The sequence below is a fragment of the Allopontixanthobacter sediminis genome (assembly GCF_009828115.1).
Lineage (GTDB): Bacteria > Pseudomonadota > Alphaproteobacteria > Sphingomonadales > Sphingomonadaceae > Allopontixanthobacter > Allopontixanthobacter sediminis.
Window position 1 is genome coordinate 397,165 of the sequence record NZ_WTYL01000003.1, and the last position, 23,555, is coordinate 420,719.

Annotated in this window: 21 protein-coding genes; 7 read left to right on the plus strand and 14 right to left on the minus strand. The window is 57.3% G+C overall.

The window, feature by feature from the left end:
* Nucleotides 1-164: 164 nt before the first annotated feature.
* From GRI65_RS12740 to GRI65_RS12750, 3 genes are all read right to left on the minus strand, one after another.
* Nucleotides 165-563, minus strand: a complete 399-nt coding sequence (locus GRI65_RS12740; protein WP_160756936.1) for a VOC family protein — start codon at nucleotides 561-563, stop codon at nucleotides 165-167.
* A 170-nt stretch (nucleotides 564-733) separates the two neighbouring features.
* Nucleotides 734-970, minus strand: coding sequence for a hypothetical protein (locus GRI65_RS12745; protein WP_160756937.1), 237 nt, complete (start codon nucleotides 968-970; stop codon nucleotides 734-736).
* Between the two features lie 123 nt (nucleotides 971-1,093).
* Nucleotides 1,094-1,570: a hypothetical protein gene (locus GRI65_RS12750; protein ID WP_160756938.1), complete on the minus strand. Its 477-nt coding sequence runs from the start codon at nucleotides 1,568-1,570 to the stop codon at nucleotides 1,094-1,096.
* Between the two features lie 436 nt (nucleotides 1,571-2,006).
* Between GRI65_RS12750 and GRI65_RS12755 the strand changes: the two genes are divergently transcribed.
* Entirely contained in the window at nucleotides 2,007-2,477 is a 471-nt protein-coding gene (locus GRI65_RS12755) for a hypothetical protein (RefSeq protein ID WP_160756939.1), read from the plus strand.
* Between the two features lie 106 nt (nucleotides 2,478-2,583).
* Here the strand turns inward: GRI65_RS12755 and GRI65_RS12760 are convergent, their stop codons facing one another.
* The 4 genes from GRI65_RS12760 to GRI65_RS12775 form a co-directional block, all read right to left on the minus strand.
* Nucleotides 2,584-3,708, minus strand: coding sequence for a hypothetical protein (locus tag GRI65_RS12760; protein WP_160756940.1), 1,125 nt, complete (start codon nucleotides 3,706-3,708; stop codon nucleotides 2,584-2,586).
* A gap of 1,760 nt (nucleotides 3,709-5,468) precedes the next feature.
* The gene (locus GRI65_RS12765) at nucleotides 5,469-5,837 is read right to left on the minus strand and encodes a response regulator (RefSeq protein ID WP_160756941.1); all 369 of its coding nucleotides are present in this window, start codon (nucleotides 5,835-5,837) and stop codon (nucleotides 5,469-5,471) included.
* Nucleotides 5,838-5,890: 53 nt separating this feature from the next.
* Nucleotides 5,891-6,898 carry a sensor histidine kinase gene (locus GRI65_RS12770; protein WP_160756942.1) on the minus strand — a complete coding sequence of 336 codons (1,008 nt, stop codon included), beginning with the start codon at nucleotides 6,896-6,898 and terminating at the stop codon, nucleotides 5,891-5,893.
* Between the two features lie 327 nt (nucleotides 6,899-7,225).
* Complete coding sequence (locus GRI65_RS12775) at nucleotides 7,226-7,957, minus strand: IclR family transcriptional regulator (RefSeq protein WP_160756943.1); 732 nt, start codon at nucleotides 7,955-7,957, stop codon at nucleotides 7,226-7,228.
* Nucleotides 7,958-8,087: 130 nt separating this feature from the next.
* Between GRI65_RS12775 and GRI65_RS12780 the strand changes: the two genes are divergently transcribed.
* The 3 genes from GRI65_RS12780 to GRI65_RS12790 all read left to right on the plus strand — a co-directional run bounded on the left by GRI65_RS12780 (nucleotide 8,088) and on the right by GRI65_RS12790 (nucleotide 10,117).
* On the plus strand, nucleotides 8,088-8,921 hold the full coding sequence (locus GRI65_RS12780; RefSeq protein WP_202391309.1) for an antibiotic biosynthesis monooxygenase: 834 nt from the start codon (nucleotides 8,088-8,090) through the stop codon (nucleotides 8,919-8,921).
* Between the two features lie 32 nt (nucleotides 8,922-8,953).
* Nucleotides 8,954-9,313 carry an EthD domain-containing protein gene (locus GRI65_RS12785; RefSeq protein ID WP_160756944.1) on the plus strand — a complete coding sequence of 120 codons (360 nt, stop codon included), beginning with the start codon at nucleotides 8,954-8,956 and terminating at the stop codon, nucleotides 9,311-9,313.
* A gap of 378 nt (nucleotides 9,314-9,691) precedes the next feature.
* Nucleotides 9,692-10,117, plus strand: coding sequence for a DUF1810 domain-containing protein (locus tag GRI65_RS12790; RefSeq protein WP_160756945.1), 426 nt, complete (start codon nucleotides 9,692-9,694; stop codon nucleotides 10,115-10,117).
* 59 nt (nucleotides 10,118-10,176) lie between these two features.
* On the opposite strand, the gene GRI65_RS12795 is transcribed toward GRI65_RS12790, so the two are convergent.
* The 4 genes from GRI65_RS12795 to GRI65_RS12810 all read right to left on the minus strand — a co-directional run bounded on the left by GRI65_RS12795 (nucleotide 10,177) and on the right by GRI65_RS12810 (nucleotide 16,745).
* Complete coding sequence (locus GRI65_RS12795; RefSeq protein ID WP_160756946.1) at nucleotides 10,177-11,217, minus strand: M14 family metallopeptidase; 1,041 nt, start codon at nucleotides 11,215-11,217, stop codon at nucleotides 10,177-10,179.
* Between the two features lie 127 nt (nucleotides 11,218-11,344).
* Nucleotides 11,345-14,398: a TonB-dependent receptor domain-containing protein gene (locus GRI65_RS12800; RefSeq protein WP_160756947.1), complete on the minus strand. Its 3,054-nt coding sequence runs from the start codon at nucleotides 14,396-14,398 to the stop codon at nucleotides 11,345-11,347.
* 17 nt (nucleotides 14,399-14,415) lie between these two features.
* A complete protein-coding gene (locus GRI65_RS12805) occupies nucleotides 14,416-15,363 on the minus strand; it encodes an alpha/beta hydrolase (RefSeq protein ID WP_160756948.1) in 948 nt (315 codons plus the stop codon).
* Nucleotides 15,360-16,745 carry a dicarboxylate/amino acid:cation symporter gene (locus GRI65_RS12810; RefSeq protein ID WP_160756949.1) on the minus strand — a complete coding sequence of 462 codons (1,386 nt, stop codon included), beginning with the start codon at nucleotides 16,743-16,745 and terminating at the stop codon, nucleotides 15,360-15,362. Before GRI65_RS12810 ends, GRI65_RS12805 begins: the two co-directional genes overlap by 4 nt.
* Nucleotides 16,746-16,985: 240 nt before the next feature.
* Here GRI65_RS12810 and GRI65_RS12815 point away from each other — a divergent pair, with 240 nt between their 5' ends.
* From GRI65_RS12815 to GRI65_RS12825, 3 genes are all read left to right on the plus strand, one after another.
* Nucleotides 16,986-18,635: an ATP-binding protein gene (locus GRI65_RS12815; protein ID WP_160756950.1), complete on the plus strand. Its 1,650-nt coding sequence runs from the start codon at nucleotides 16,986-16,988 to the stop codon at nucleotides 18,633-18,635.
* Nucleotides 18,632-19,957: a sigma-54-dependent transcriptional regulator gene (locus tag GRI65_RS12820; protein ID WP_160756951.1), complete on the plus strand. Its 1,326-nt coding sequence runs from the start codon at nucleotides 18,632-18,634 to the stop codon at nucleotides 19,955-19,957. The genes GRI65_RS12815 and GRI65_RS12820 overlap by 4 nt, the downstream gene beginning before the upstream one ends.
* Before the next feature lie 175 nt (nucleotides 19,958-20,132).
* Nucleotides 20,133-20,288, plus strand: coding sequence for a hypothetical protein (locus GRI65_RS12825; protein WP_202391310.1), 156 nt, complete (start codon nucleotides 20,133-20,135; stop codon nucleotides 20,286-20,288).
* Between the two features lie 309 nt (nucleotides 20,289-20,597).
* Here GRI65_RS12825 and GRI65_RS12830 read toward each other — a convergent pair whose 3' ends face one another.
* The 3 genes from GRI65_RS12830 to GRI65_RS12840 are packed head-to-tail and all read right to left on the minus strand — an operon-like array spanning nucleotide 20,598 to nucleotide 23,555.
* Nucleotides 20,598-21,620: a phosphotransferase family protein gene (locus GRI65_RS12830; RefSeq protein ID WP_160756952.1), complete on the minus strand. Its 1,023-nt coding sequence runs from the start codon at nucleotides 21,618-21,620 to the stop codon at nucleotides 20,598-20,600.
* On the minus strand, nucleotides 21,607-22,752 hold the full coding sequence (locus GRI65_RS12835) for an oxidoreductase (protein ID WP_160756953.1): 1,146 nt from the start codon (nucleotides 22,750-22,752) through the stop codon (nucleotides 21,607-21,609). Before GRI65_RS12835 ends, GRI65_RS12830 begins: the two co-directional genes overlap by 14 nt.
* Nucleotides 22,749-23,555, minus strand: a complete 807-nt coding sequence (locus GRI65_RS12840) for an alpha/beta fold hydrolase (protein WP_160756954.1) — start codon at nucleotides 23,553-23,555, stop codon at nucleotides 22,749-22,751. The genes GRI65_RS12835 and GRI65_RS12840 overlap by 4 nt, the downstream gene beginning before the upstream one ends.

The following is a 23,555-nucleotide window of genomic DNA, read 5'->3' on the forward strand; positions in this document are numbered from 1 at the left end:
CCTGAAAGCCGCCCTACGTTCAGGTTTCGTTGAGCGCCCCGAACGGCAGATTTTAGGGCTGCGAAATCGGTGTTGGATGGCAAGAATTAAGGTGGAAAGCGGACATTCGCGGGATCGCATGATCGAGGTCCGCTAGGTTTAGAAGCAGACCCGTGCCGGACGGATCAGGCAGGAAAATGAATTCCGCACAGTTTGTTGCCGTCGGGATCACGAAAATAGGCCAGTTCGATGGTGCCCATGGAGGCAGTTTCGCGCGGTCCTGGCGGAGCTTCGATCGAGGTTCCGCCAGCGGCAACGGCGGTATCGTGAAGCTGCTTCACCTGCTCGGACGAGTCGCAGGAAAAGGCGACTGTGCTGCCGTTGGCGACGCTTGCCGGTTCGTCGTTGATCGGCTGGCTGACGATGAAGTTGGTTCCGTTGCCGTTATTGTAGATCAGACGGGTATGGCCGCTGTCGGCGATGTTCCGTGTCCCTTCCCCTGCACCCAAGGTGCCGAGCACCGTGTCGTAGAAGCGCTTGGATCGTTCAATGTCGTTCGATCCGACCATGGTGTGAAAAAGCACGCATACTCTCCTGAAGGCTGATCGACTTCCGATCGCCATTATCGGTCTCACCTAACAGGCACGTAACCCGCAGTCACCCCCGGCCCTTGGAATGTCCGCTTGTGGGTCGCGTCCTGCCGGTCTGCTTTTGGAGCCATCTGTAGGCAGCTGGAACGTCAAAACCTGGGTGGTTAGCTGCTTGTCGTATCAAGAACGGATGAAACAGCATTTTGCCAGTCAGACCATGATGCCGGGTCACCGGGTGATCCATTCGCCCAGATGTTACGGCTCACATCTGAAAGTAAGTTCGCGATGTCATCCGACGATTTTCCGTGCATTTGCCAATAAGACTCAAGGAAAGCGATCATTACGTCGAAAGCTTGCAACTCAGTTAGGCTTCGAAGCTGGTTCGTCGGAAAATCGGTCATAGTGCGAGATTAAGCACCAAGTCGCCATTTCTGCAATTGGGTGGTGTCCTGCCGGTCTGCTTTTAGGTGCAGCTCCAGGCGGCTGGAACGGCAAAAACTGGGGTGGGTAGCGGACTTAGCCTCTCAAGGGTAAAATGTGGCCCCTAGATTGTCCTTGAATAGGCCCTTGTAAAAGGGTGCCGTCTTTATCTCATCGACCTCCAGTCTCAGATCGAGAAGGTCGCTGACGAACCAGTCGGTGGTATCCTCGTAATAGGAACGCACATCCGCGAGGACCTTGGTGGCCGCATCGTCAGGCGAACTCGCGAAAACATGTCTATGGCAATAGAAGCCGCTCGGGCGGGTTACTGGAATTTGGAATTTTTCGACAGCCCTCGCCGACCAGTCCAAGACCCCATGCACAAGTAACCTGTAACACCGCATTGGCGGGGCATATTTCAACCGGGCAATGTCAGCAATGGGGTTGCTTCCTGTCGGTCCGCTTTTATCAACAACCCGCGATAAGCCGACGGTCTGCTTTTGGTGAAATACAAAACAGTGCTGAACGGCAAAAACGTCGTGGAGAGCTGACTTCAGGTCTGGTTGGGTGCCGCGCCGCATCTGTTGCAGGCGTTCTCGAAAGGCCAGACTGGAAAGGTGACAGAGAAAAACCGACCGCCGCATTCAGGACATCTGGCGCTCAATAGTGAGAAAAGCGCTAGGGCCATTGCCGAGAACATAAAGATCGGCGCTAGGAAAATGAAGGCCAACCCTATCGAAGGATAGCCGCCTAGGAAACTGAATATACCCGCAATGAAGAATGCCAACGCGCCGCAGGAAAGCCCGGCGGACCAGCGGCTCATGAGCTTCACTCTTAACAATCGACGTCCCCTCGACACCAGCGCAAATCGAGCACGATACCCGAAAGGCCAATGACCGCAATTCGGTCGCTTCCTGCCAGTCTGCTTTTAGGGCCAGCAGCGAACGGCTGAAAGGGCAAAAACTGGGGTGGGGAGCGGACATTGCCCAGATCGCGCGTTCCTGCCAACGTGCTTTCATGGAGCAGGAGACTGATAAATCGGGAAAGTGGAAGCTCTGGGCGATAGGCTGCGGTTGCCTGTTGTTGATCTTCATCGCGCTCCCGTTGCTCCTCCCCTTCTACCAGGCGTCTCGCAGCGATCACTACGAAGAGAACTCATCATACAACGGCCATTTCATTTGCCCCAAAGGCAAGCTCCATCAACTCTTCTCTTCTTTCGGGCGCCTGTCGCCAGAGGACCGCTTCGATTTCGTTCTGAACTCGCCCAATGCGGGCGTGAGTAGCACATTTGAGGATGTCGCTATGGTGTCCGTCATCGTGCGGGGCGAGCATGCCGATCTTGCGGTATTCAATCACCAATCCCTTAATGACGGCCAGAAGGTTCCAGCAGACATTCTTCCTCTGTTGGAGAGATATGAATCTGCTCTGATCAGCTTTGGTTGCCGCAAGGGCGAAGTTACTCTCGGGAGTCAGCGGACCGGGAGCTGAACGACCGCAATTGGGTCGCTTGCTGCCAGTCTGCTTTTAGGGTCGGCTCCGGAACGGCAAGTTTCTCGCGCAGCCTGCAGGGCAACAAAAATAGCAGGCCTCCGGTTTAGCCCTCAGCGGCAATCAAACAATCTGCATAATCGCCGAAAAGCTCTCTCGTCTGGTCCGGAGCACCTTGGTTCAAGTCATGATCGGACTCCCAGACTTTCACAAAGGATGGAAGTTTATTGTTCACCGCCAAATAGTCGGCAGTTCGCGGATCTTTGGTTCCCAAGACTATTTTGGAACAGCGGCACGTCGGTGTGACGTCGTGCCACGGCAGGTCAACTTGGCCAAAGAACCGCGATCCAAAGTTGGACAATTCCAAATTGCGAGAATGGTCAAAGGTCACCTGACTGCCTGATCGCTTGTAAATGCTGAACCTTTTCCATTCTCCAAAGAAATCTCCGCTGGCCTTTGCCTTCGCATTCTCGAGCTTTGCGCGAGCCAAATGATGCTGAAGCCCATCCATCACCGGTACGAGAGAAAGAAAATTCATACCCTCCAAGCGCTCCTTGCCGATCGCTCCCAGGGCAAGATGATTGCCTAGGCTGAACGTGATCAAAGGCGGATCCCTGCCAAGTTCGTCGCGGTAGTAATCAATGGCCAGTCTGACATCGCGCATCGCGAGTTTGATCTCGTTAGGCTCTTGTACTGTCCGAATATTTGTACCCCAATACCCAACTGACGCGATCGTATAGCCTCGTTGTAAGACTTGATATGCCGGCGAATCTTCCATCGCTCCACCAAGCATCTTCAACATGCCTCTCTGCCGGTGCACCTTGACAACTTCGTCAGTCATGGCCGGATTGCTATGGAACGGCGTTCCACCAGGGCCACCCACAATATCTACCACTAGGCGCTTATCTACCGTTGCCCCTGAAAGCCGGCTTTCGACAACAGGTACGGAATCGTCTCCGATCCTCAACGCGAACAGGGTGGATGTCACACCTTGAGCTACCCAGGTCTCACATGGAAACTTTTCCCGCGGAGCCACAGGCCCGGACTGGAATCGCTTAAGGCAATTTAGCCAGTCAAAAGGTAGCCCCATCGCCGGATCGTCGGACCGGTAATCCCTGACGATTTGGAGTAATCTCGCCCTCTCATCCGCTGCGGCTTTTTCATTTTCGAAATAGCTCCATCCGGAGGCAACAATACCACATAGTGCCAGAATCGATACGATCACGATCATCCGTTTGCGCAATTTCATCGGTCCCCATGAGCAATATCCAAACATTACTACGACAGATTGCTTGTTAGTTTACGAGTTTTCCTGAGGCGCCGCGCGCCTCCGCAAGTGATACTGGTAACCGTATTGTGTTCGGGCTGGCAAATTCCGGATCAAGTATCACGCTTAGCTGGCAGCCACCGCGGCTAATCGCCGCTTGGCTGTAGCCGCCGACAAACCGGTCGTTGCCAAGCCCGATTCAAACACCCGAAACCGGCCGTACGTTCAGGTTTCGTAGAGCAACTACGCCGACAGCTTTTAAGACTGCGAAAATGGGGGCAAAATGGCGGATACGTCGTGCTTACCGCGCACCCCCGGACTTCCTTTTTTGGCCGCCCACAAATGTCAAAACGACACCCGGAATCAAAAACAGGAGCGTCCAGGAACCAATCTCTTCCATATCCCAGAACCATTTAGCGATCGTGAGTAAGATTCCCACAAGCACCAAAGTCCGACCGATAACTGCAATCTCTAACTTCTTGGGCATGTTCGCGATCGAACCTCCGGCTAAACAGATCCTATGGGCGCGGCCCGACATTCGATGATATCGCGCATATCCGCAAGAGCGCCGTGTGTTGCCTGATCAGTCTAAGCGCCGACATCAGGAAAGCTTGCCTTAACCAAAGCATCAAACCCAGTCAGCATCCGCCGACATAGCTGTTGTTCCCTGCTTCGGATTAGCGCGCTGAAAGCTGCCCAACGTTCAGGCGCTGCCAGCGACGGCAGCTGGGCCGGTTTCGGACTGTCCGGTCTTGGTCGCTGAATCGAGCTAAGCTGCCATTCGACCATGGCAATGTCCGCGTTCGTTTCCGACCACCTTGCGCCATTCGCATCAGCTGCCATAAACGCCCGCTTCTGACAGAATCTGCCGATGCTAAGGGCACTGTTGTGCTTCGATCGGTAACGATTGGCTCAGTGGGCCGCTCTGAAAGAAGTGGCGCTTACTTCCTCGCGCCGGTAACCTTTGCAGCAACCATTGTGAAAGAATTGGCCGCCAAAAGATTGGTGAGGATTCTGATTGCTGCTGAAGCTAGCCCTGCTGAACGGTCCGAGGCTGTGGCTGCGGCAATGTTCAACACCATAGAAGACGCAACATCAAAAAAAGGCAGAGCGGAACAGGGGTAAGCGACTAAGCTTCACCGTTGACACGACCGCGAACGCTACTCCGCGATCAAAAAAGGGGCAGCCCCTCGTTAGAAGAGCTGCCCCTGAAGTCGAGGAACTCTTTGCATACCTGCCAAGAGCCCTTCGGGTCGCGGGTCGTACATACACACGGGTCCAGCGAGCCCGTTGTAATTACGCGACAATACTTACTAATGTTAGTTAGATAAGAGCGATCAACCTGTCGTTTGGCCTTTCGCTACCTGCGAGTGCGCCGACGATGATGGGAGTGCGCGGTCTGCGAGGCTAGCGGCCATCCCAGCCGAACTTCAGCGAACGGGGTAGCGATATCCACCCTCAGTTGAACCTGACAAACAGGCTCTATGCTTACATCCTCGCGAGGATCGAATGACTGCCTTTGTAATCGCGTGGCTGCATCAGGAACGTTTGAATTTGGGGCGCTTATCGGCCGGCAAGAACTGGTCCGAGAGAGGAAGGTCCGGCCTTGGTAGTCGCTTGTGTCTAAGCTGACACTCGGCTCGCTGCGACACCGCGGACCTTGTGTATCGGGAGCATGTCGCAAAAGGGGGTACGCTTGGGCGCGCGCCAGTCAAATAATATTTTCACGTTGGCGGATGCGAAAGTTTCGAGAGCGCGTCGATGAGGCACGGGAGACCGGTTGGCTTTGTGCATACCAGTATTTCAGGATACAGTTTTGCTATCTCATGCCGTTGCCCATGCCCGGTATGAAAAACGAATGGGACTCCGCGTTCGATCAAAATATCGGCGATGGGGAATGACTCTTGCCCACCAAGGTCGATGTCGAGAAGAGCGACATCAACGACCCTCTCTTGTGCGGCCTTTACCCCCTCATCAAGTCTCCCGATCGGGCCAACTATAGATGCTCCGGCATTCTCGACTGCCATCTCAAGCTCCATAGCAATTAAAGCTTCGTCCTCGATTATGAGAACGGAAATTCCGGCCAGTACCATTGTTGCGCCCTACAGTTTCGCCGCCGTATCAGGCGAACGGATGAGCCTCGCGGCTATCTTCGATCCGATTGATCTTTATCAACGTAGAACGTGAAAGAAGTTTCCAGACCTCTATCTGTCCAGCTCTGTTCGAATTCACCGGATAGTTGCCGGGCGGAATCGCGCATTAACCGTGAACCAAAACCAGGAACGAGATCGGACTGGGATATTCCGGACAAATTCGTTGTTTCGCTCCAATTGACGGTGACAGTATTCTGATTGTTCGCCGATGGCTCCACTGTCCAAGAGATGCGTACCGTGCCATCATCTTTGCTCAACGCGCCGTACTTTACCGCGTTGGTTGCCAACTCATGGAGGATCATTCCGACAGGTGTCACTGCTCTGCGCGGAATTTCGATAACTGGAAGATCACCGTCAAATATCAGGTTATCATCTTCGTATGGCGAAAGCACATTATGCACAATGTCTGAAAAGCTGACGGCAGCAAGCTCCCCGGCTTCTGTCGACACGGCGTGAGCTGCGGCCAAGGCCGCAACACGGTGACGAATTTTTTCAGCTAGTGCCTTGGGGTCGCTCTCGCCTCTTGCGCTCATTGTGACAAGCGCCTGCACCAGGGCGAAGAGATTCTTTACACGGTGATGAAGTTCACGCCCGAGAAGCAGCTGCATCTCCTGAGCTTGCACTTCAGACGTAATATCAAGCGCTTTCTGAATCACACCGCAGACGCTTCCATCGTCGGCATAGACGGGGGCCTGATGGCAGTCCCACCAGACCTCTTTCATACCGCCGCCATCATCTACTGGTATTGGAATGGAATATCGCTGGCGGGCGAGAACGTTGGCTTCACCGTCCAAGGCACGTTGAAACGCCTTCCGGAACAAAGCGAGACGTTCGCCGCTCTCTGGAAAAGCGTCGAACACATAAGCGCCCCTTAACTCATCGATCGAACGGTTCACCGTTTCCAGGTAAATTTCGGTCGCATCGACGAAGCGAAGCTCCGTATCGAGCATCATGCACGACGCAGGAAGATTCCGAAAGAATCGGTTGGGATCGATATTCATGTCTTCCAACCTCGTATACTTCGCGACCGAAGCTCTGGCGCTAACACTTTTTCGCATGCGATTTCCAGAGCGAGTTGGCCATGCATGATGCTATTTCAAACTGATGGCTACCAGAAATACGATAGAGCAATAGCGTTTAGACACCAAAAAACGGACTGTCTGTTTTCCACCCCATCTCGGGCATTGCTACAAGAACCTACAGAGCCGGAAATCGGCCATCTCATAGGCAGCATTTGATCGGCAAAATTGGGCCGGTAGCAGTCAGTCCGCTCTTGGCGGCAAGCGAATCGAAAGCGGAGATCAGCATTAGCGGGCGAGGAGTTCGCATTATTTCTGGCTACGGATACCTCGCTCTGCGGCGGGGATTTTCAGCGCGATTTCGGCCATTACTCTGGCAATCGACACAAGTTTCCGCCGCGGCAGCCGTTTTGCCGCGCCGTTCAGGCAAAGGCCCCCGACCGTCTCGCCGTGCAGCCGCAGGGGTATCGCCACGCAGTTGAGCCCGGACTGGTATTTACCCTCCTCGAAAGCGAAACCGCGCTGGCGCGCCTGATCCAGCTCTTCGGTCAGGCTTGCCCGCCGCTCTATGGCCCCCAGGGATTGCGCAATACCGGGCATGAACGCGGCCATCACCAGGCCGATAGCGGAACCGGACAAGGGTTCGCGGCGGCCCAGGCGGCTGTGAGCGGTCGGGTTGTTCGGCAGTTCGAGACCGTCGAGATAATAGAGTTCATCGCCGCTCGGCACGATCAGATAGGTTGATTCCTCGAACCGCCGTGCCGTCTCTTCCAGCAAGGGCCTGAAATGCCGCCGCAGCGCGTCGTCATTGCCCGCGATCCGGGCGAGGTTGAGAATACGGCCACCCAGCCGGTAGTCGGACCCTGTCGCGGGACGCCGCACATAGCCCAGCGCGACGAGCGTCGCGAGGATGTTGTGAGCGGTCGACGATTGCACTCCGGCGGCGTTCGCAATCGCGCCAAGCGGCGCGGCGCCTTCCGCCTGCGCGAGAAATTCCAGCATCCGCATCGCACGTTCGACCGACTGGATCGGCTTGCTCATCGGCGTCGACTTTCGCGTATATCTTCAATCATGTTGAAAATATGGGCGAAGTAGCAGCCAATGGCCAGAGCGGCGGAACGGCAAGGCGCGAAATTCCATTGCCGATGTGTACGAACAAGGAGATCAGCAAATGCCACATATCGTGATGGCGCAATGCACCGCGCTTCCCGGTCAGGAAGACGCGCTTGAAAGCCACATTGCCTACCTCGCCAAGGCGGTTCGCAAGGAGGCCGGCAACGAAGGGTTCGAGGTGTTTCAGCAGCCCGCAACCAAGCGCGGCTGGACGATGATCGAACGATATCGCGACCGGGAAGCCTTCGACACGCATCTCGATCAGCCGCACACCAAATCGTTCAATGACGCGCTGGAAGATCTGGTTGAGGGCGGGGCCTCCGATATTACCGAACTTGCCCCGGCCTGCCAGCCGGACGACGCCGCCCCTGGTGTGCGCGGGATTGACCATGTCGGGATTACAGTGCCCGATGTAGACGCGGCGTCCGAATTCCTTTCCCGCGCGTTCGGCGCGCGAACGCTTTACGATGTGCTGCCGGCCGATGCGGACCCAATGGAGGGAGCTGAGGTGGAGCATCAGCTCGGAATTCCAGCGGGGGCGCGGATCGAACATATGCGGCTCATGCGGATCGGCGCATCTGCGAATATCGAAATGTTTTGCATCGGCAATGCCGATCAGGCCGACGCCGCCGGGCTTGTCGATTACGGACTGCAGCACATCGCGCTCTATGTCGACGACATGGACGCTGCCGCACAGCGGTTGACAAAGGCGGGCGGCACCTTGCTGTCCGATCCGCATACACTGGCCGGCGTCGAGGGGGGCGAGCGCAATTCAGGCGTCTATGCCCGCGCGCCATGGGGGGGGCTGATCGAACTAATCTCGACCCCGGATGGGATCGACTACCCCTCCGATTGCCCGATGCCGCGTTGGAAACCCCAGCCCAACACATGATGCCGAAAACCCGGATTCGAGGAGACATACCAATGATCAAGATGACCATGTTCCTGAAACGCAAGGCAGGGATGAGCCACGAGGATTTCGTGAAGCACCATGTAGAAGTTCACGGACCCAAGTTTCGCTCCATTCCGGAAGCGGAGGCGCATTGCCTGCGCTATATCCAGACGCATCCTGTCGCGCTGGAAACCGATGTGGCCAAAAATGCCGATTTCGACGGCACCGCAGAGCTCTGGTTCGACAGCGAGCAGGGCATGGAAGTGGTGCTAACGTCCGACACCTACCAGAACGTCGTCTTTCCGGATGAGAAAACCTTTCTCGACCACGACAACACACTGATCCTGGTCGGCGAGCAGGTGGAAATAATCGGCGATCGTCGTGAGGGGTAATTCCACCTTAGCGGTATGGGCGAGATCGACAGGCGATTGACGACGAACCATCCGCCGTTCGCTCTCGCGAAGTGCGAGAGATTAGCAGAATGTCTGACATAGGGCCGCCTAGCTGCCATAGACCTCAGCCTGAGTTGATGGCAGCTTTCGGGCAAAATTTTCGACCGCACTAATGACCGGAATTGGGGCGCAAAGCTGACGATGGCATCCGCTAACAAAGTGGACGTTTACTTACACAAATCGCTCTCCCGAAACCCACCGTACGTTCATGCAGAGACAAGTTGCGTGTGCATTCCGCTACTCGAATTATTTGCTTGGGCAAGGCAAACCATCGATCAGCGCTTTGGGCACCCGCGAGCAATGGCTATACTCCCGAAGATGAGTGACCCGCACAACCTTGGCCGGTTCTTGGAAGCACAGGCGGGCCGTTATGAAACCGCCGTCAACGAGGTCCGGCGCGGCATGAAGCGTAGCCACTGGATGTGGTTCATTTTTCCGCAATTGGCGGGGCTTGGCCGTAGCGCGACAGCGCAGCACTATGCCATCCGTTCGCTGAATGAGGCTCGCAGCTATCTCTCGCATCCTGTCCTTGGCACTCGGCTGCGCGAATGCGTGGCGTTGCTGCAGGACTTGGACGGTCTGACGGCTCAAACGGTGTTTGGGGAGGTGGACGCTTTAAAGCTGCGCTCCTCGCTGACCCTCTTTATCGAGGCGGGCGCGGGCCCGCTATTCGTTGCAGCACTTGAACGCTGGTTTGCCGGGGAGAAAGACACCGCCACACTCGCCTTGCTCAATAGAGAATAGGCGGCCAAAGTCAGCAAATTGCTCCGTCCGCCTGCGCCGCGAGTATATCCGCGCGTCATTTACAGTGCTTCAACAAAACTTTTCGCAAGCTCCTTGGCAGCCGTGGCGATTGCAACCCGCTCCGTCTCGTCGCCTACCTCATATGTGTATGATGGAATGAGGTAGTTGGCATAGAACCAGTTTTTTGCAGTGCCTGTGCCAGGGTTGGCGTTGCGACGCTCAATAGCGAAGTGATAGCCTGCGATCTGGCCCTCCTTGCCGACGAGCCAACGAGCCAGGAATTGTTCCTGCCCTTCGCTGGCTTCATCGCCCTGCACATAAAACAGGTTTCGAGACGTCGAATGAAAATCGACCATCGCAATCGGGCGAACGTGGTCCGGCAGCTTTTCCAGCCATTGCGCAATTGAGCGGGTTTCTGGCTGGCTGAATGTTCCCCAGTCACGATTAAGATCCACGCCGCCCAAATTGGCCCGCCAATGTCCGCGCGCGACACCATCCGGATTGAGCAGCGGAACCGCAAGAATTTGCAGATCTTCTGCATCGTATTGCTTCGTGTCGGCAAGCAAAACTAGGGTTTCGAGAAAATGCTCCATGGCGATCGCACCGGTCACTTCGGGTGGGTGCTGACGCCCAAGTAGGATCACCAGCTTTTCTGCATTCGGGTTACCGACCCGGAGCGCCTCGATGGGTCGGCCATCGTGAGAGCGACCGAGCGTGAGCCGCCTGACTGCCGCGCTGCGATCCAGACGCGTCAAGAGAGCCTCGTGCTCCCTCACCCCGAGCAATTCTTGAGCGCTGACGATGGCTTGCCCCGGGGGCAGGGTAAGTGATGCCGTCTTGCCATCATCGCGCACTTGGGCGTCCACGACTCCGAACCGCTCGCTACTCTGCCATTTCGGGCTGTAGCGATGTTTCGCCCCCAGGTAGCGGAGGTGGACGGTGACGTTCTCCTTTCCGCTCGCGGTGTAGCGGAACGCGTACCACGGGCTGGGATTGATCGGCGGGGCGTGCTCGGGCGAGATCAGGATGGAAAACTCCTTCTCGCCCTCGACAACGCAGCGCGAGGGCGGCGCACCTTCGAAATCAAAACTGATGCCCACGGACCGGGTTGAGCAACCCGGCAGTTGAGAGCCAGCCAAATGGCCAAGTGGAGGCGCCCCCGCACACGCCCCCAAGAAGACCAACACACCGCCCAGCAGCAACCATGTCCGGTATCGTGTCACAAGGTTAGAACTTTTTCCTGAGCTCGACCGCAAACTGCCGCCCGCGCGGACTGTGCAGATCGCTGTAAAAGCCATAGGATTCATCAGCCAGCGGCGGATCCTTGTCGAACAAGTTATTGATGGCAAAGCGCAAGCGGGTTCCATCAAGAGCGGTGTTGTTATTGATCGAATAGGCGATAGAGACATTCATCGTGAACTGATCATCGATCGGATAGAAATTGGCGTTCGGATCATCGGACACAATGAGCTCATCGCGGACTACGCTGGTATCGTAGAACGAACCGACATAGGCTCCGAATACCCCGATATCTACCGGGCCTTCTTCCCAATTGATCGATCCACTGGCCCGCCATTTTGGACGGCCATCGACTTCGAGCAATTCACCAAGACCTCCGACGGTCACGTCGAGGGGCAGGATGCCGGCAGCGATTGCATCGAGAATTTCTTGCCCGTCAGGACCGGCGCTCTGGACGAAGCCCAGAAGGCGAGCCGCATTTAGCCGTACCCGGAACTTGCCTAGCCCGAAATCCGGTACCCGGTAATGCAGACCGAAATCCCAACCCTTAGAAACTCGGCTGTCGAGATTCAGATAGGGATCGAGGACCTGGATGATCTTCCCAGCAGGGTCCAGGCTAGTGCCGGTGAACAGTACGATATCCTCCGCTGTCGGCGCTTCGCGGATAACGTTGGGATTGCTGCCGCCATTGAGCCGGCGCAAGAAATCGAGCGCGATCGCGTTGTCGTCTCCGAATGTGCCGACAAGACCTTTCTGTTTCACGCGCCAATAGTCCGCCGTCAACGTAAGGCCGGGGACGAAGGCCGGTTCAAGAACTATACCGAGGTTGATGCTCTCGCTTTTCTCCGGCTTGAGGTTCTCGCCGCCTGTACGAAAACTGATCACGCCCGCGCCGAAGCAGCCGTCCAGGCCGTCCAGTAGCCCTTTCTCGACCTGTGCCTGGCAGACTACGAAATCGTCGCGCGTGTTGGAGCGGGTGGTCCCGGAGTCGTTCACCTGGACGAGGTTGGGAGCGCGGAAGCCTTGCGACCACGCGCCACGGAATGTGACCCCTGGCACCGTCGTCCACGAGGCGGCAATGCGCGGCACTTTCGCGGTGGCCTTGATATCGCTGAAACGCTCAATACGGCCTGCTACCTGAAGGTTGAGTTCATGCACCAAAGGAATGTCCATGTCGGGACTTACGATCGGAACGAACACTTCCGCGAACGCCGAATAAACATCGCGGTTACCGCTGCTATCCGGCGTTTCGCTGGTGCCGGCGACATCGCTGCCGTTGAAGACTCCCGTGACGCTATCGGTAAAGGAAATGGTGCCGTCCAGACGCGGATCGCGATCGTCAAAGAACGTCTCATGCCGCCACTCAACCCCGGCCGCCACACCGACGTCGCCGCCTGGAAGCTGGAACAGGTCGTTGCGGCTGACCTTGAAATCAGCCAGCGCCAGACTGGTCCCACCCTTGCGGAACACGTCGATCCGGAACGAATCTATCACGGACGCAGCGTTGGGCGTGCAATCGCCTTCCCCCGGATCCCCAAGGCAGCCGCCGTTAAACGGGTTGTAGGCATCGGGCGTTGTGCGGTTGATTGCTTGTTGCATCAAGGTAAGGGAAACGCGGTTGCGCGCCAGATCGAGCGATTTCGATTCCGAATACAGCAGCCCGGCATCGAAGTCCCATGCGCCGAAGTCGCCGCGCAGGCCGCCAACGAGCCGGAAGTTGTCCTTGTCGACCGACACGTCGCGATTGCCGACATCCACAAAGCGATAGCGCTCCATGATGAGGTCGGCACCACCGGCGGCGATGGTCGTACCCGGCAGGCGGTTCGGGCTGCCCACGGGGCCGAACGGGTTCCAGTAGGCGGTGCGCGAAATGCCGACGGGCACGGCGCTAAGGATCGCCGATGCCTCGATATTGCGGCGGTTTTCCGACCGGTAATAGCTTCCCTCGAAATAGGCCTCCAGGCTGTCGGTAATTTCGTAGCTCAGCAAAGCGAGCGCATTGTAGCGGCTCTTGCGACTGATCAGGTGGTTGCCGAAATTGGTGTTGTAGCGCACGTCGCTCGTCGGCGTGGTGCCGTTGCGCGCGCAAATCCCGCCGCCGAAATCCAGGCGGCAACCAGGAAATGTGCCCGGCTGAAGGTAGAAGTCGTCGTCCCCAATCGGTGTGCGGTTCGACGGTGCCTGAATGTCGAACTGACCAAAGGGGCCGAAAGTATTTCGGTTGTTGAACGACGCATCGCCCTCGAATTCGGTGCCTTCGACCAACGGGAGCCGGTTTTCTTCGCCGGCATAATCGCGTTTGTTGGCAAGAAGGCCGTTCTCGTGAAAATAGCCACCGTAAACGGTCAGGTTGCCGCGGCCGCCACCGAAATCGAAACCCAACCCTCCATTGATCGAATAATTGTAGAGGCCGGTCCCGTCTGACAAGCGGACATCGGCTTCGACGAAACCTCCCTTCAAGCCGCCTTTGAGGACAGTATTGACCACACCTGCAACCGCGTCGGCGCCATATATAGCCGAGGCCCCGTCGCGCAGGACCTCGATCCGCCGGACGCTGCCTGGAGCAATCTCGTTCGTATCGGACGAAACTACGGGAACCAGAAGTTCGGTCTGGAAACCCGGATGCAGGGTCATTCGCCGGCCATTAATCAGCAACAGCGTATTGCCGGTACCAAGGTCGCGCAGATTGATCGATCCGACATCACCGCGTGCGCTGTTCTGTGACGAATTGTTCTGCTCGTTGAACGCGACCGTCCCGGCTTGAGGAATTGAACGAAAGATTTCGTCGCCAGAACTGGCTCCCGAGTTCTCGATTTCCTGTTCGTCGACCACGGTGACGGGCAGGATATCGTTGATCTGCGCGCCCTGGATCTGGGTGCCGGTGACGACGATCTCGGTATTGTTTCCGACCGTCGACTCGGCAGGGCCGGTGGTGCTGGTTTCGGGCGCAGCGGCCGGCTGTTCCTGAGCAGCAGCGGCCGTCGCCGCGAGCAGGCTCGTACTGCCTAATAGCGCCAGCTTCGCGATTTTCTTGATGTGCATGTTTGTGTTCCTCCCAATCAATTCTTTTTATTCATGGTGCTTGCGAGCCAGGTATCGAACAATGTCGGCCACTGGCTCAGAGTCTGCTCTGGCTTACCCAGGCCCCATCCGTGGCCGCCGGCCGAAAAAATGTGCATCTCGACGTTTGCGCCGGCACCATTCAGTGCTTCGAAAAGTGCAATGTTGTGGCCGGGCGGCGTGATCGGATCGTCGGCCGAGGAAAACAGGATCGTCGGCGGAGCGTCTTTCGAGACATGCGTGTCGAGCGACCAGGCTTCCTGCGCAGCGAGTGAGGGTTCGCGGCCGACAATCTCGCGCCGGGTTCGGGTGGTATCAAATGGTTTGCGCAGCGAGACCACGGGGAAAAGTAGCGCGGCGAAATCGGGCCGCGCCGATGCCGCTTCGAATGTGTCGCGTCCCTCGTACAATGCCTGGCCCGGGTTCAGCGCCGTGTAACCCGCCAGATGGCCCCCTGCCGAAAAGCCCATGATGCCGATGCGGTCGGACCGAATGCCGAATTCATTAGCGCGATGACGGATAATCTTCATCGCCCGCTGCGCATCCATGAATGGAACTGCAGCGTCCCAACCGTCCCCCGGAAGTCGGTGTATCAGCTCGAAAACAGTGTAGCCCCTAAGCTGCAGCCACTTGGCTGCAGGCGTGCTTTCCTTCCATAACTGAATCCGGAAGTACCCGCCGCCGCCAATAACCAGTATTGCGGTCCCGTTTGGTGCATTGGGGCGGTAGACCCTCATGCGTGGGTTCGAAACGTTCGATACTGCCCCATACCCGGCGCCTTCGGCCCCGACCTTCTCGGGTCCGCTGACCTCGCCATTGCCAGGCGCCTTGCCGAGCCAAAGCGGTATTTCTTCGAAATCATGGGCGTTCAGCACAGAGCCAGTGGACAAGCTTATTGCCGAAATCAGCATCGAGGCGCCGGTGATAATCGTACGGCGGGAGATCATGGCACTTCTCCGACTACCGCTGCCATGCCTTCGCTATACGGACCAGTTCGCTCGTGGTGCTCGATATCTGCTTCGGGAAGCGGCATTGGATTGCCGGCCATGGCTGCAGCGAGGCGCTGGGTGTCGAGCGCGTTCTCCCACTTCGCGACCACGATGGTAGCGACCGCATTGCCGATGAAATTGGTGAGCGCACGGCATTCACTCATGAAACGGTCAATGCCCAGGATCAGTGCCATCCCGGCCACTGGAACCGAGGGAATAACCGACAACGTGGCAGCCAGGATCACGAAACCGGCTCCGGTAACACCCGCCGCGCCTTTGGAACTGATCATCGCCACCAGCACCAAGGTGATCTGTTCGCCAAGGGAAAGTTCGATACCCACGGCCTGCGCGATAAATAGCGCGGCGAGGGTCATGTAGATGTTGGTGCCGTCCAGATTAAAAGAGTACCCGGTCGGTACGACAAGCCCGACCACCGTCTTGCGGCAACCGGCTATTTCCATTTTCTCCATCAGGCTGGGCAGCGCTGCTTCTGACGAGGATGTGCCGAGAACCAGCAGAAGCTCTTCGCGCAGGTACTTGATGAGGCCAAAGATTGTGAAGCCCGCAAGGCGTGCAACAGTGCCCAAGACCACCAGCACAAACAGCAAGGAAGTCAGGTAAAAAGTGGCAACCAACGCGGCGAGGCTGGCGAGCGAACCGATCCCGAATTCGCCGATGGTGAAGGCGATTGCCCCGAAAGCGCCGATCGGTGCGAACTTCATCAACATGTGAACAAGCTTGAAAATCACTTCGTTGAATGATCCGAGCACGTCAAACACGAGATCGCTGTGCGGCCGTGTTGTCGCGATGGCGACACCGGACAGGATTGCTATCAGCAGCACCTGGAGGATTGATCCGCTGGTCAGGGCACTGAACAGGGTGGTTGGAATGATGCCCAGCAAGAAGGCAGAGATAGTCTGTTCTTCCGCAGTCTCCGCATAGGCTGCCACCGCGGTGGTATCGAGCGACGCGGGATCGATGTTGAGCCCGGCACCTGGCTGCACCACGTTTGCCACAACCAAACCGATGATGAGCGCGATGGTCGAAAAGAACAGGAAATAGACAAAGGCCTTGCCGGCGACGCTTCCCACCGCCGTCATGTCCTTCATCCCGGCTATTCCGGTAGCGACTGTCAGGAAAATGACCGGGGCGATGATCATTTTGACCAAAGCGATAAAGCCATCCCCGAGCGGCTTCAGCGAGGAGCCCCATTCCGGAAACATGTGACCGACTGCGGCGCCGAGAATAATGGCAGTTATGACCTGAAAATACAGATGCCGATAGAACGGAAGCTTCGGGGCTTGCACACGTTCTCCATCAGTAGTCGCTGCCAGTGCCATTGCTCACTCTCTCGCCACAAATTATATTTTTCTGATGTCGATGATAAGCGCCCTGAACCGCTTGGCATAGTTTCGGAGCTGACATATTCTTAGTTATACAAAACAATGGCTTGAGTTGATTCACTACACAACCTTGTGCGGGTTTCCGCACATATAGTTTGCATATCGTGCGGATTACCGCACAAACCCCGCATGCTCCGTCTCCTTGATTTTGTCCCATTTGATCGTCGGCGACTGGGCTTGGCCGCGATCGCTGGCCTGGCATTGTTAGCCGGCCTGATCTGGTCCGTTGACCGGGTCATGTATTCGCGTGCGCTCTCCCAGGAAAAAGCCGCTGCTCGTGACGATGCGGAAATCCTTGCAGCCGGACTGAGAAGTGAGCTCGACAAGGTGAGCCTGCTTCCTATCGCGTTGGCGGGAGATCTTCAGGTTCGAGAATTCCTAGAGGGCGACCCAAGCCAGACCGGAGATCTCGACATCCGGCTCGCGAATCTGGCGAAGCAATCAGGTTCCGCAGCAATCTACGTGATGGACAAAAGTGGTTTGACCCGCGCTGCAAGCAATTGGAATCAGCCGACTAGCTTTATTGGTTCCAACTATTCGTTCCGGCAATATTTTCGGCATGCTTTGACCCAGGGTACCTCCACCGAATTCGCGCTTGGCACTGTCAGCCGAAAACCGGGGCTGTATATCGCTCGCAGAATTGGCTCGGCCGCGGATCCACTCGGCGTTGTGGCCGTGAAGATCGAATTCGATAAGCTTGAGGAAAGCTGGCGAAAAGCAACTGACGGTGTTTACGTCACAGATGCCAGCGGCGTTGCTCTTCTCGCGACCAATCCGATCTGGCGCTTTCGGTTGACCGAGGAAGGCCAGTCGCGCCCTCGCAATGTTGGGCAGGATAAGAAACGCTTCGGCCTCGCCAAGCTGGAACCACTTCTAATCGGCAGTGCTCGAGGCAGCGAGAAGCGAGAGATTGTCGAAGCGCCACTGCTTGACACCTTACAGCCAATTTCTTCTGAAGGTTGGGACTTGCACCTGCTGGTCGATCCGGGACGTAGCGCCGCGGCTGCCATAGCCAGTGGCAGGCTGGCAGTTGCGCTTGCGCTCGCCACGACGGTTGCGCTCGCCTTTGCCATGTTTTTCGTACGCCGCAGGAGGGAATCCTTGCAGGAAGAGATGGTGGCGCAACGCACGCGCACCTTGCGTGATCAATTGTCACAGGCGAACCGCTTGGCAACGCTTGGCCAGATCTCTGCCGGCGTGGGGCACGAGATCGGGCAGCCCGTTGCGGCGATGCGCGTCTTCGCGGAAAATGGGGTGAAATTGATAGGTTGCGGCCGGGTTGACGACGCGTCGGCGAACTTCCGAGAAATCGTGGGGCTTGCCGACCGGCTCGGGCTGATAACAGGCGAATTGCGCCGTTTCAGCCAGCGGCAGCCTGGGCCCCGGCGCCTGGTCCAGATTGGTGAGATCGTGGACGGGGCGCTTCTGCTGCTGCGCGACCGGATCATGTCGATGAACGTGACGCTGCGGGTGCCGGCGGCAGAAATGCTCGACATCGCTGTTGTCGCCGAACACGTCAGGCTTGAACAGGTTCTCGTGAACCTCCTCCAGAATGCGCTGGATGCGGTAGACAAAAATGGAGAAATCGTCATCGAGGTTTCTCTGATCGATGACAAGGTCGGCCTGCGCGTGCTGGATAGCGGAGCGGGTATCGGAGCGGAAGATTCAGCGCAGCTGTTTCACCCCTTCGCCACGACCAAACCGGATGGTCTGGGCCTCGGCCTGGTTATCTCGCGTGATATCATGCGTGACCATGGCGGCGATCTCGTCTTCAATGATGGCGAACAGCGGACGTGCTTCACCATGATCATTCCGCATACACAATGAGCGGCGATCGCGTCTTGGTAGTCCTCGTAGAAGATGACGAAAGCCTCAGAGCAGGGACGGTTCAGGCGCTGCAACTTGAAGGCTTCGATGTCGCACCGTTTTCGGCAGCTGGTGCCGCCTTGCGCGAGATCGGTCCTGAATTCGGCGGAGTCGTCGTCAGCGACGTTCGCTTGCCGGGCCTTGATGGAATTGAGTTTTTTGCCCGTCTTCGCGAGATCGACAGGGACATTCCGATAATCTTCACCACCGCCCACGGGGATGTTTCGATGGCCGTAAATGCCATGAAGGACGGCGCGGCGGATTTCTTCACAAAGCCGTACTCAATCGACCGGTTGGTCCGATCAGTTTCACGGGCGGCAGACAAACGCATGCTGGTGCTGGAAAATCGCCGACTTCGCTCCGAACTTGAAGGTCGCACCAAGGCTGGCTGGATGGGTTCGTCCTCGCTGGCAAGCCGCACGGAACGGATCGTGCATGAAGTGGCGCAAACCGATGCCGATCTGCTGATTTGCGGCGCACAAGGCACCGGCAAAAGCCACATCGCACGCTTGGTCCATGACCTCAGCCCGCGTCGCAATCGACCGTTCGTAATCCTCGATCCGGGTGTTTTCGCAAATGAGGAAGCCAATGTTCTGGTTTACGGCCGCGATCCTTCCATCGCGCTCTCGAGATCCGGCATGGTTGAGAGGGCAAATGGCGGGACACTCGTCATCGAAGCGCTGGAAAGTATTCCTTTAGACGACCAGCCCCGTTTGATCAGCCTGTTTGACCACCGAAGCTTCATGGCCCTCGGTGCCGACCGTCCCCGGAATGTGGACATCAGGATAATCGGAACCACCACATCGCCCAACCCGAGCGAAGAAATGGCGCCGGTACACGATCGCGGGCTTGAGGGCAGGCTCAGCGGAATTACCGTCATTTTACCCAAGCTGATCGAGAGGCGAGATGATATTCCGGAGATGTTCCGCATGTTTGTTGCTGAATTTGAACGCAGCCTCGAGCGGTCAGCTGGGGATCTCAGCGAGATCGAGTGGCAACATCTTGTCAATCACGACTGGCCCGGCAATCTTCGGGAGTTGCGGATGTTCGCGCAGAATTTCGTTCTCGGCCTGACGCGGCTCGCCCAGCCTGCGACCCCCGGCGCGAAGGCAGTGAGCCTCCAGGAATTGGTTGGCAACTTCGAACGAACCCTGCTCGAAGATGCAATGCGACGTGCTGGTGGCAGTGTCGCAGAAGTTCAGCGCAGTTTGGATATTCCCCGCAAGACCTTGTATGACAAACTTGCCAAATATGGCCTGCAAGCCCGCAATTTTCGCCCGTAACCGGTTCCGGAAAGACGTATTCGCAGCGGCCGCCGCTAGTCAGGCAGCAAGGTGTCCCCAATCAGCAGCATCCTCCAGATGACAAAGCAGGAACAGGCAATATCCGGGCAGAAACAGGAGGCGCAGAGGTGGGCGTGGCGGCGTAGACAGGGGTCCCACAATAAGGACCCACGATATGACCATCGCAATCATGACCGGCGCAAGCCGCGGCCTGGGACGGAGCGCAGCGCTACAATGCGCGGCGCGCGGCAGCGGAGTAATCCTTACCTACAACAGCGATCTCGAATCTCGCAACGGGCACAATGCCGTGGTTTTTCCACTATGTGAATGAACGGCAGCTAATCGCGTGCGCCACCCCAAGAGCGGACTTTCCGGATCGTCCGACGAAGCGGTCGTTCAGAACCTTGAATCGGGATAGATGAACGAACGGCAGCTTAGGCGGTTTGACGTCCGAAAGGAGACGTTCCGGAGTGTCCGACGAAGCGGTCATTCAGGAACTGGATTCTGGTTCGATGAACGAAGGGCGGCTTTGGCAGAGCGGCGTCTGATAGGGGGGATTGCCAGTCAATCCGTCAGCCAGGCTACCTGCCTCGACGCTGACAGCTCCTGTATTTTTTTGCGAAGATCCTCGTTGCGCGGCTCATCGGCATCGCATCATTGTGGCGTGGGCGAGGGCGATCAAGCGTGGTAAATTGGCGGCGCGCGTACGCGCCTCGTCACTGGCGGCGTTTCCGCGGATGACCCGCCCCTTGATGCCATGGAAAATCGCAGCGAGGCGGAACAAGTTGAATGCGATGAAGTATTCCCAGCCCGGAATTTCGGAAATTCCTAAACGCCGACAATATGCGGATACGTAGTCTTGTTCGCTCGGAATATTCAGGCCGGAACGGTCCGCACCCGCCAAGCCGGCGACGATGTCTGGCGGCATCCGATACATCATGGCGTGATAGGCAAAGTCCGCAAACGGGTTGCCTAGGGTCGACAGTTCCCAGTCCAGCACGGCGAGGATGCGTGGCTCCGACGGGTGAAAAATCATGTTGTCGCAGCGGAAATCACCGTGGCAAATTGTCGTCCGCTGGCCCTCTGGGATATTTTTCGGTAGCCAGGCGATCAACTCGTCCATGGCCGGATCGCGGCCAGCTGCCTCATCTGCGAGATATTGCCTGCTCCACAAGGCGATTTGCCGTTCGAGATATTGCCCTGGTCTGCCGAAGTCGGAAAGTCCCGCCGCCGCGTAATTTACGGTATGCAGCCGCGCGATCGTCTCGTTCATTGCTTCGAAATATGCCGGGCGTTCGGCGTTTGGCACATCGGGGAAGGTGGCGTCCCAAAAGATCCGACCCTTGACCAGCTCCATGACGAAGAAACTCGTGCCGATGATGGCCTCGTCCTCACATACGGCATGGATGGCCGGTACCGGGACACCGGTGTCCGCGAGTGCGGACATAATCCATGCTTCGCGCTCGACGGCGTGGGCGCCCTTCAGCAGCTTTCCAGATGGCTTCTTGCGCAGCACGTAGTTGCGGCTTGGGGTCTCCAGGCAGTAGGTTGGATTTGACTGACCGCCGGCGAAGCGCTTGACTGAAAGCGGACCGGCGAAGCCCGCTACTTCGAGAAGAAGCCAGCCGGCCAGTCGATCAATATCAAAGTCAGTTGTGTTCATATTGCTCGAGCGCGACGGCGCGGTCGTATGAAGTCAACTCTTCAATGCGCCCTTGCTCGATCTTAATCAGCCAATCAGGATCGGCGAGTAGGACCCGGCCAAGCGCGACAAGATCGAATTCGCCGCGCTCGAACATCGCGACCAATTCCTCCATGCGATTGAGCATTGGCGAGGAAACACCTTCGACAAAATCCTGCATAAGGTCGCGGTCCATGCCGATCGAGCCTACCGTGATGACCGGTTTGCCGGTCACTTCTTTGATCCATCCGCCAAGATTTTTGGGGTCGCCGTCGAATTCCGGTTCCCAGAAGCGGCGCTGGGAAGCGTGGAAGATGTCCACTCCTGCCTGCACAAGTGGTTCGAGCCAGCGGTGCATTTCATCAGGATCGCGCGCCAGTTTCGCGTCGTAGTCGTAGGTCTTCCATTGCGAAACGCGCAAGATGATGGCGAAGTCCTCCCCGACCGCCTCGCGGCAAGCGGCGACGACCTCGGCGGTGAACGTCGCTCGGTCGGCGATGTCAGGTCCGCCATAGCGATCCTCCCTGAGGTTAGTCTTATCCCAGAAGAACTGGTCGAAGATGTATCCGTGGGCGCCGTGCAATTCGATGGCATCGCAGCCCATTTCCTTTGCGGCCCGCGCCGAATGGGCGAAGGCCGCCGCAGTGTCGGCGATGTCGCTCTCGGTCATCGCGCGGCCGCCCGGCACATCGGGGCCGGCAAAGCCGGATGGGCTGACCAGCGGTGCATGCGGGGAATCAGGGTAGTTGAAATCCTCGCAGCCGCCGACGTGCCATAGTTGCGGGACGAACATTCCGCCTTCGGCATGGACGGCGTCGACCGCGCCTTTCCAAGCGGCGAGGGGCTCTTGCCCGGCAAATATCGGTACGTTGTCGGCGGCGACAGTGTGATCGATGGCGACGCCCGTGCCTTCAGTGATGATCGTGCCGATTTCCGCGGCAGCGCGTCGGCGATAATAATTAGCACCATCTTCAGTCAGCAAGCCGCCTGGTGCAAAATAGCGGGACATCGGCGCCATGCAAAAGCGATTTTTCGGTCGGAACGATTTCAGTTCGAAGGGTTCGTGCAGCGGTTTGAGCAGCGCGGCGAGACCGGCGGCGTGCGAGTTCTTCACTTCAACTCTCCTAGAAATGACAGAAGGGCTTCGTGATAGCGGACAGGATCTTCCAGGTGCGGGGAGTGCCCGCTATCCTCGAACGTCAGAAGCGTTCCATTAGCGGCGCATTGGGCGGCATAGCCGGCAATTGCGGGATCCGCGATCGTGTCCTTACCGCCCCCGATCGATAAGATTGGGAACCGGAAGCCAGCCAACATATCTCGCTGATCGAGAGTAACGAGGCCCATAAGGGTTTCGCTTGCGCGCGGCCCACTTGCCAGGAAGCCCCGTTCGAACCAGTCGATTAAGGCCGGATTGGCTCCTTCAGCTGCGGCGCCTTGCGCTAAGGTTCTGAAGAACCCCGCCCGATCAGCTGTAATTGCTCCAGCGATCGCAGAAACGTCTTCCGGTGTGCCCCCATGAGGAAAATCTTCGCCCTGCACATAACGCGGAGATGCAGCACATGTGAGTACCAAGCCGGCGATTTTGTCAGCAAGAAGGTCAGCGGCGGCGACTGCGACCGCGCCGCCGAGCGACCAGCCATTGAGTGCGACCCGATCGAGGCCGCTACCTTTGACGATTGCTTCGACGTCACTCGCAATTGCGTCGATTGAAAGGTCATCAAAATCACGGTCTGACCGTCCACAGGCGCGATGATCAATTAAGATAGCACCGTGTCCCGAGGCGGTCAGGGCCTCGGCTGCCGAGTTCCAGTACTCGCCCGACATTCCCCAGCCATGGATGAAAACCATTGGCAATTTCTCGCCTCGGTGATGCTCGAAATAGGTGCGAGATCCATTTTTGGTTTCTAGATAAGGCAT

Excerpts from the sequence above, each read along its gene's own strand:
- GRI65_RS12745 (WP_160756937.1), bottom strand. The coding sequence starts at position 970 with ATGACCGATTTTCCGACGAACCAGCTTCGAAGCCTAACTGAGTTGCAA.
- GRI65_RS12750 (WP_160756938.1), bottom strand. The coding sequence starts at position 1,570 with ATGCGGCGCGGCACCCAACCAGACCTGAAGTCAGCTCTCCACGACGTT.
- GRI65_RS12755 (WP_160756939.1), top strand. The coding sequence starts at position 2,007 with ATGGAGCAGGAGACTGATAAATCGGGAAAGTGGAAGCTCTGGGCGATA.
- GRI65_RS12760 (WP_160756940.1), bottom strand. The coding sequence starts at position 3,708 with ATGATCGTGATCGTATCGATTCTGGCACTATGTGGTATTGTTGCCTCC.
- GRI65_RS12765 (WP_160756941.1), bottom strand. The coding sequence starts at position 5,837 with ATGGTACTGGCCGGAATTTCCGTTCTCATAATCGAGGACGAAGCTTTA.
- GRI65_RS12770 (WP_160756942.1), bottom strand. The coding sequence starts at position 6,898 with ATGAATATCGATCCCAACCGATTCTTTCGGAATCTTCCTGCGTCGTGC.
- GRI65_RS12775 (WP_160756943.1), bottom strand. The coding sequence starts at position 7,957 with ATGAGCAAGCCGATCCAGTCGGTCGAACGTGCGATGCGGATGCTGGAA.
- GRI65_RS12780 (WP_202391309.1), top strand. The coding sequence starts at position 8,088 with ATGCCACATATCGTGATGGCGCAATGCACCGCGCTTCCCGGTCAGGAA.
- GRI65_RS12785 (WP_160756944.1), top strand. The coding sequence starts at position 8,954 with ATGATCAAGATGACCATGTTCCTGAAACGCAAGGCAGGGATGAGCCAC.
- GRI65_RS12790 (WP_160756945.1), top strand. The coding sequence starts at position 9,692 with ATGAGTGACCCGCACAACCTTGGCCGGTTCTTGGAAGCACAGGCGGGC.
- GRI65_RS12800 (WP_160756947.1), bottom strand. The coding sequence starts at position 14,398 with ATGCACATCAAGAAAATCGCGAAGCTGGCGCTATTAGGCAGTACGAGC.
- GRI65_RS12805 (WP_160756948.1), bottom strand. The coding sequence starts at position 15,363 with ATGATCTCCCGCCGTACGATTATCACCGGCGCCTCGATGCTGATTTCG.
- GRI65_RS12810 (WP_160756949.1), bottom strand. The coding sequence starts at position 16,745 with ATGGCACTGGCAGCGACTACTGATGGAGAACGTGTGCAAGCCCCGAAG.
- GRI65_RS12820 (WP_160756951.1), top strand. The coding sequence starts at position 18,632 with ATGAGCGGCGATCGCGTCTTGGTAGTCCTCGTAGAAGATGACGAAAGC.
- GRI65_RS12825 (WP_202391310.1), top strand. The coding sequence starts at position 20,133 with ATGACCATCGCAATCATGACCGGCGCAAGCCGCGGCCTGGGACGGAGC.
- GRI65_RS12830 (WP_160756952.1), bottom strand. The coding sequence starts at position 21,620 with ATGAACACAACTGACTTTGATATTGATCGACTGGCCGGCTGGCTTCTT.
- GRI65_RS12840 (WP_160756954.1), bottom strand. The coding sequence starts at position 23,555 with ATGCCTTATCTAGAAACCAAAAATGGATCTCGCACCTATTTCGAGCAT.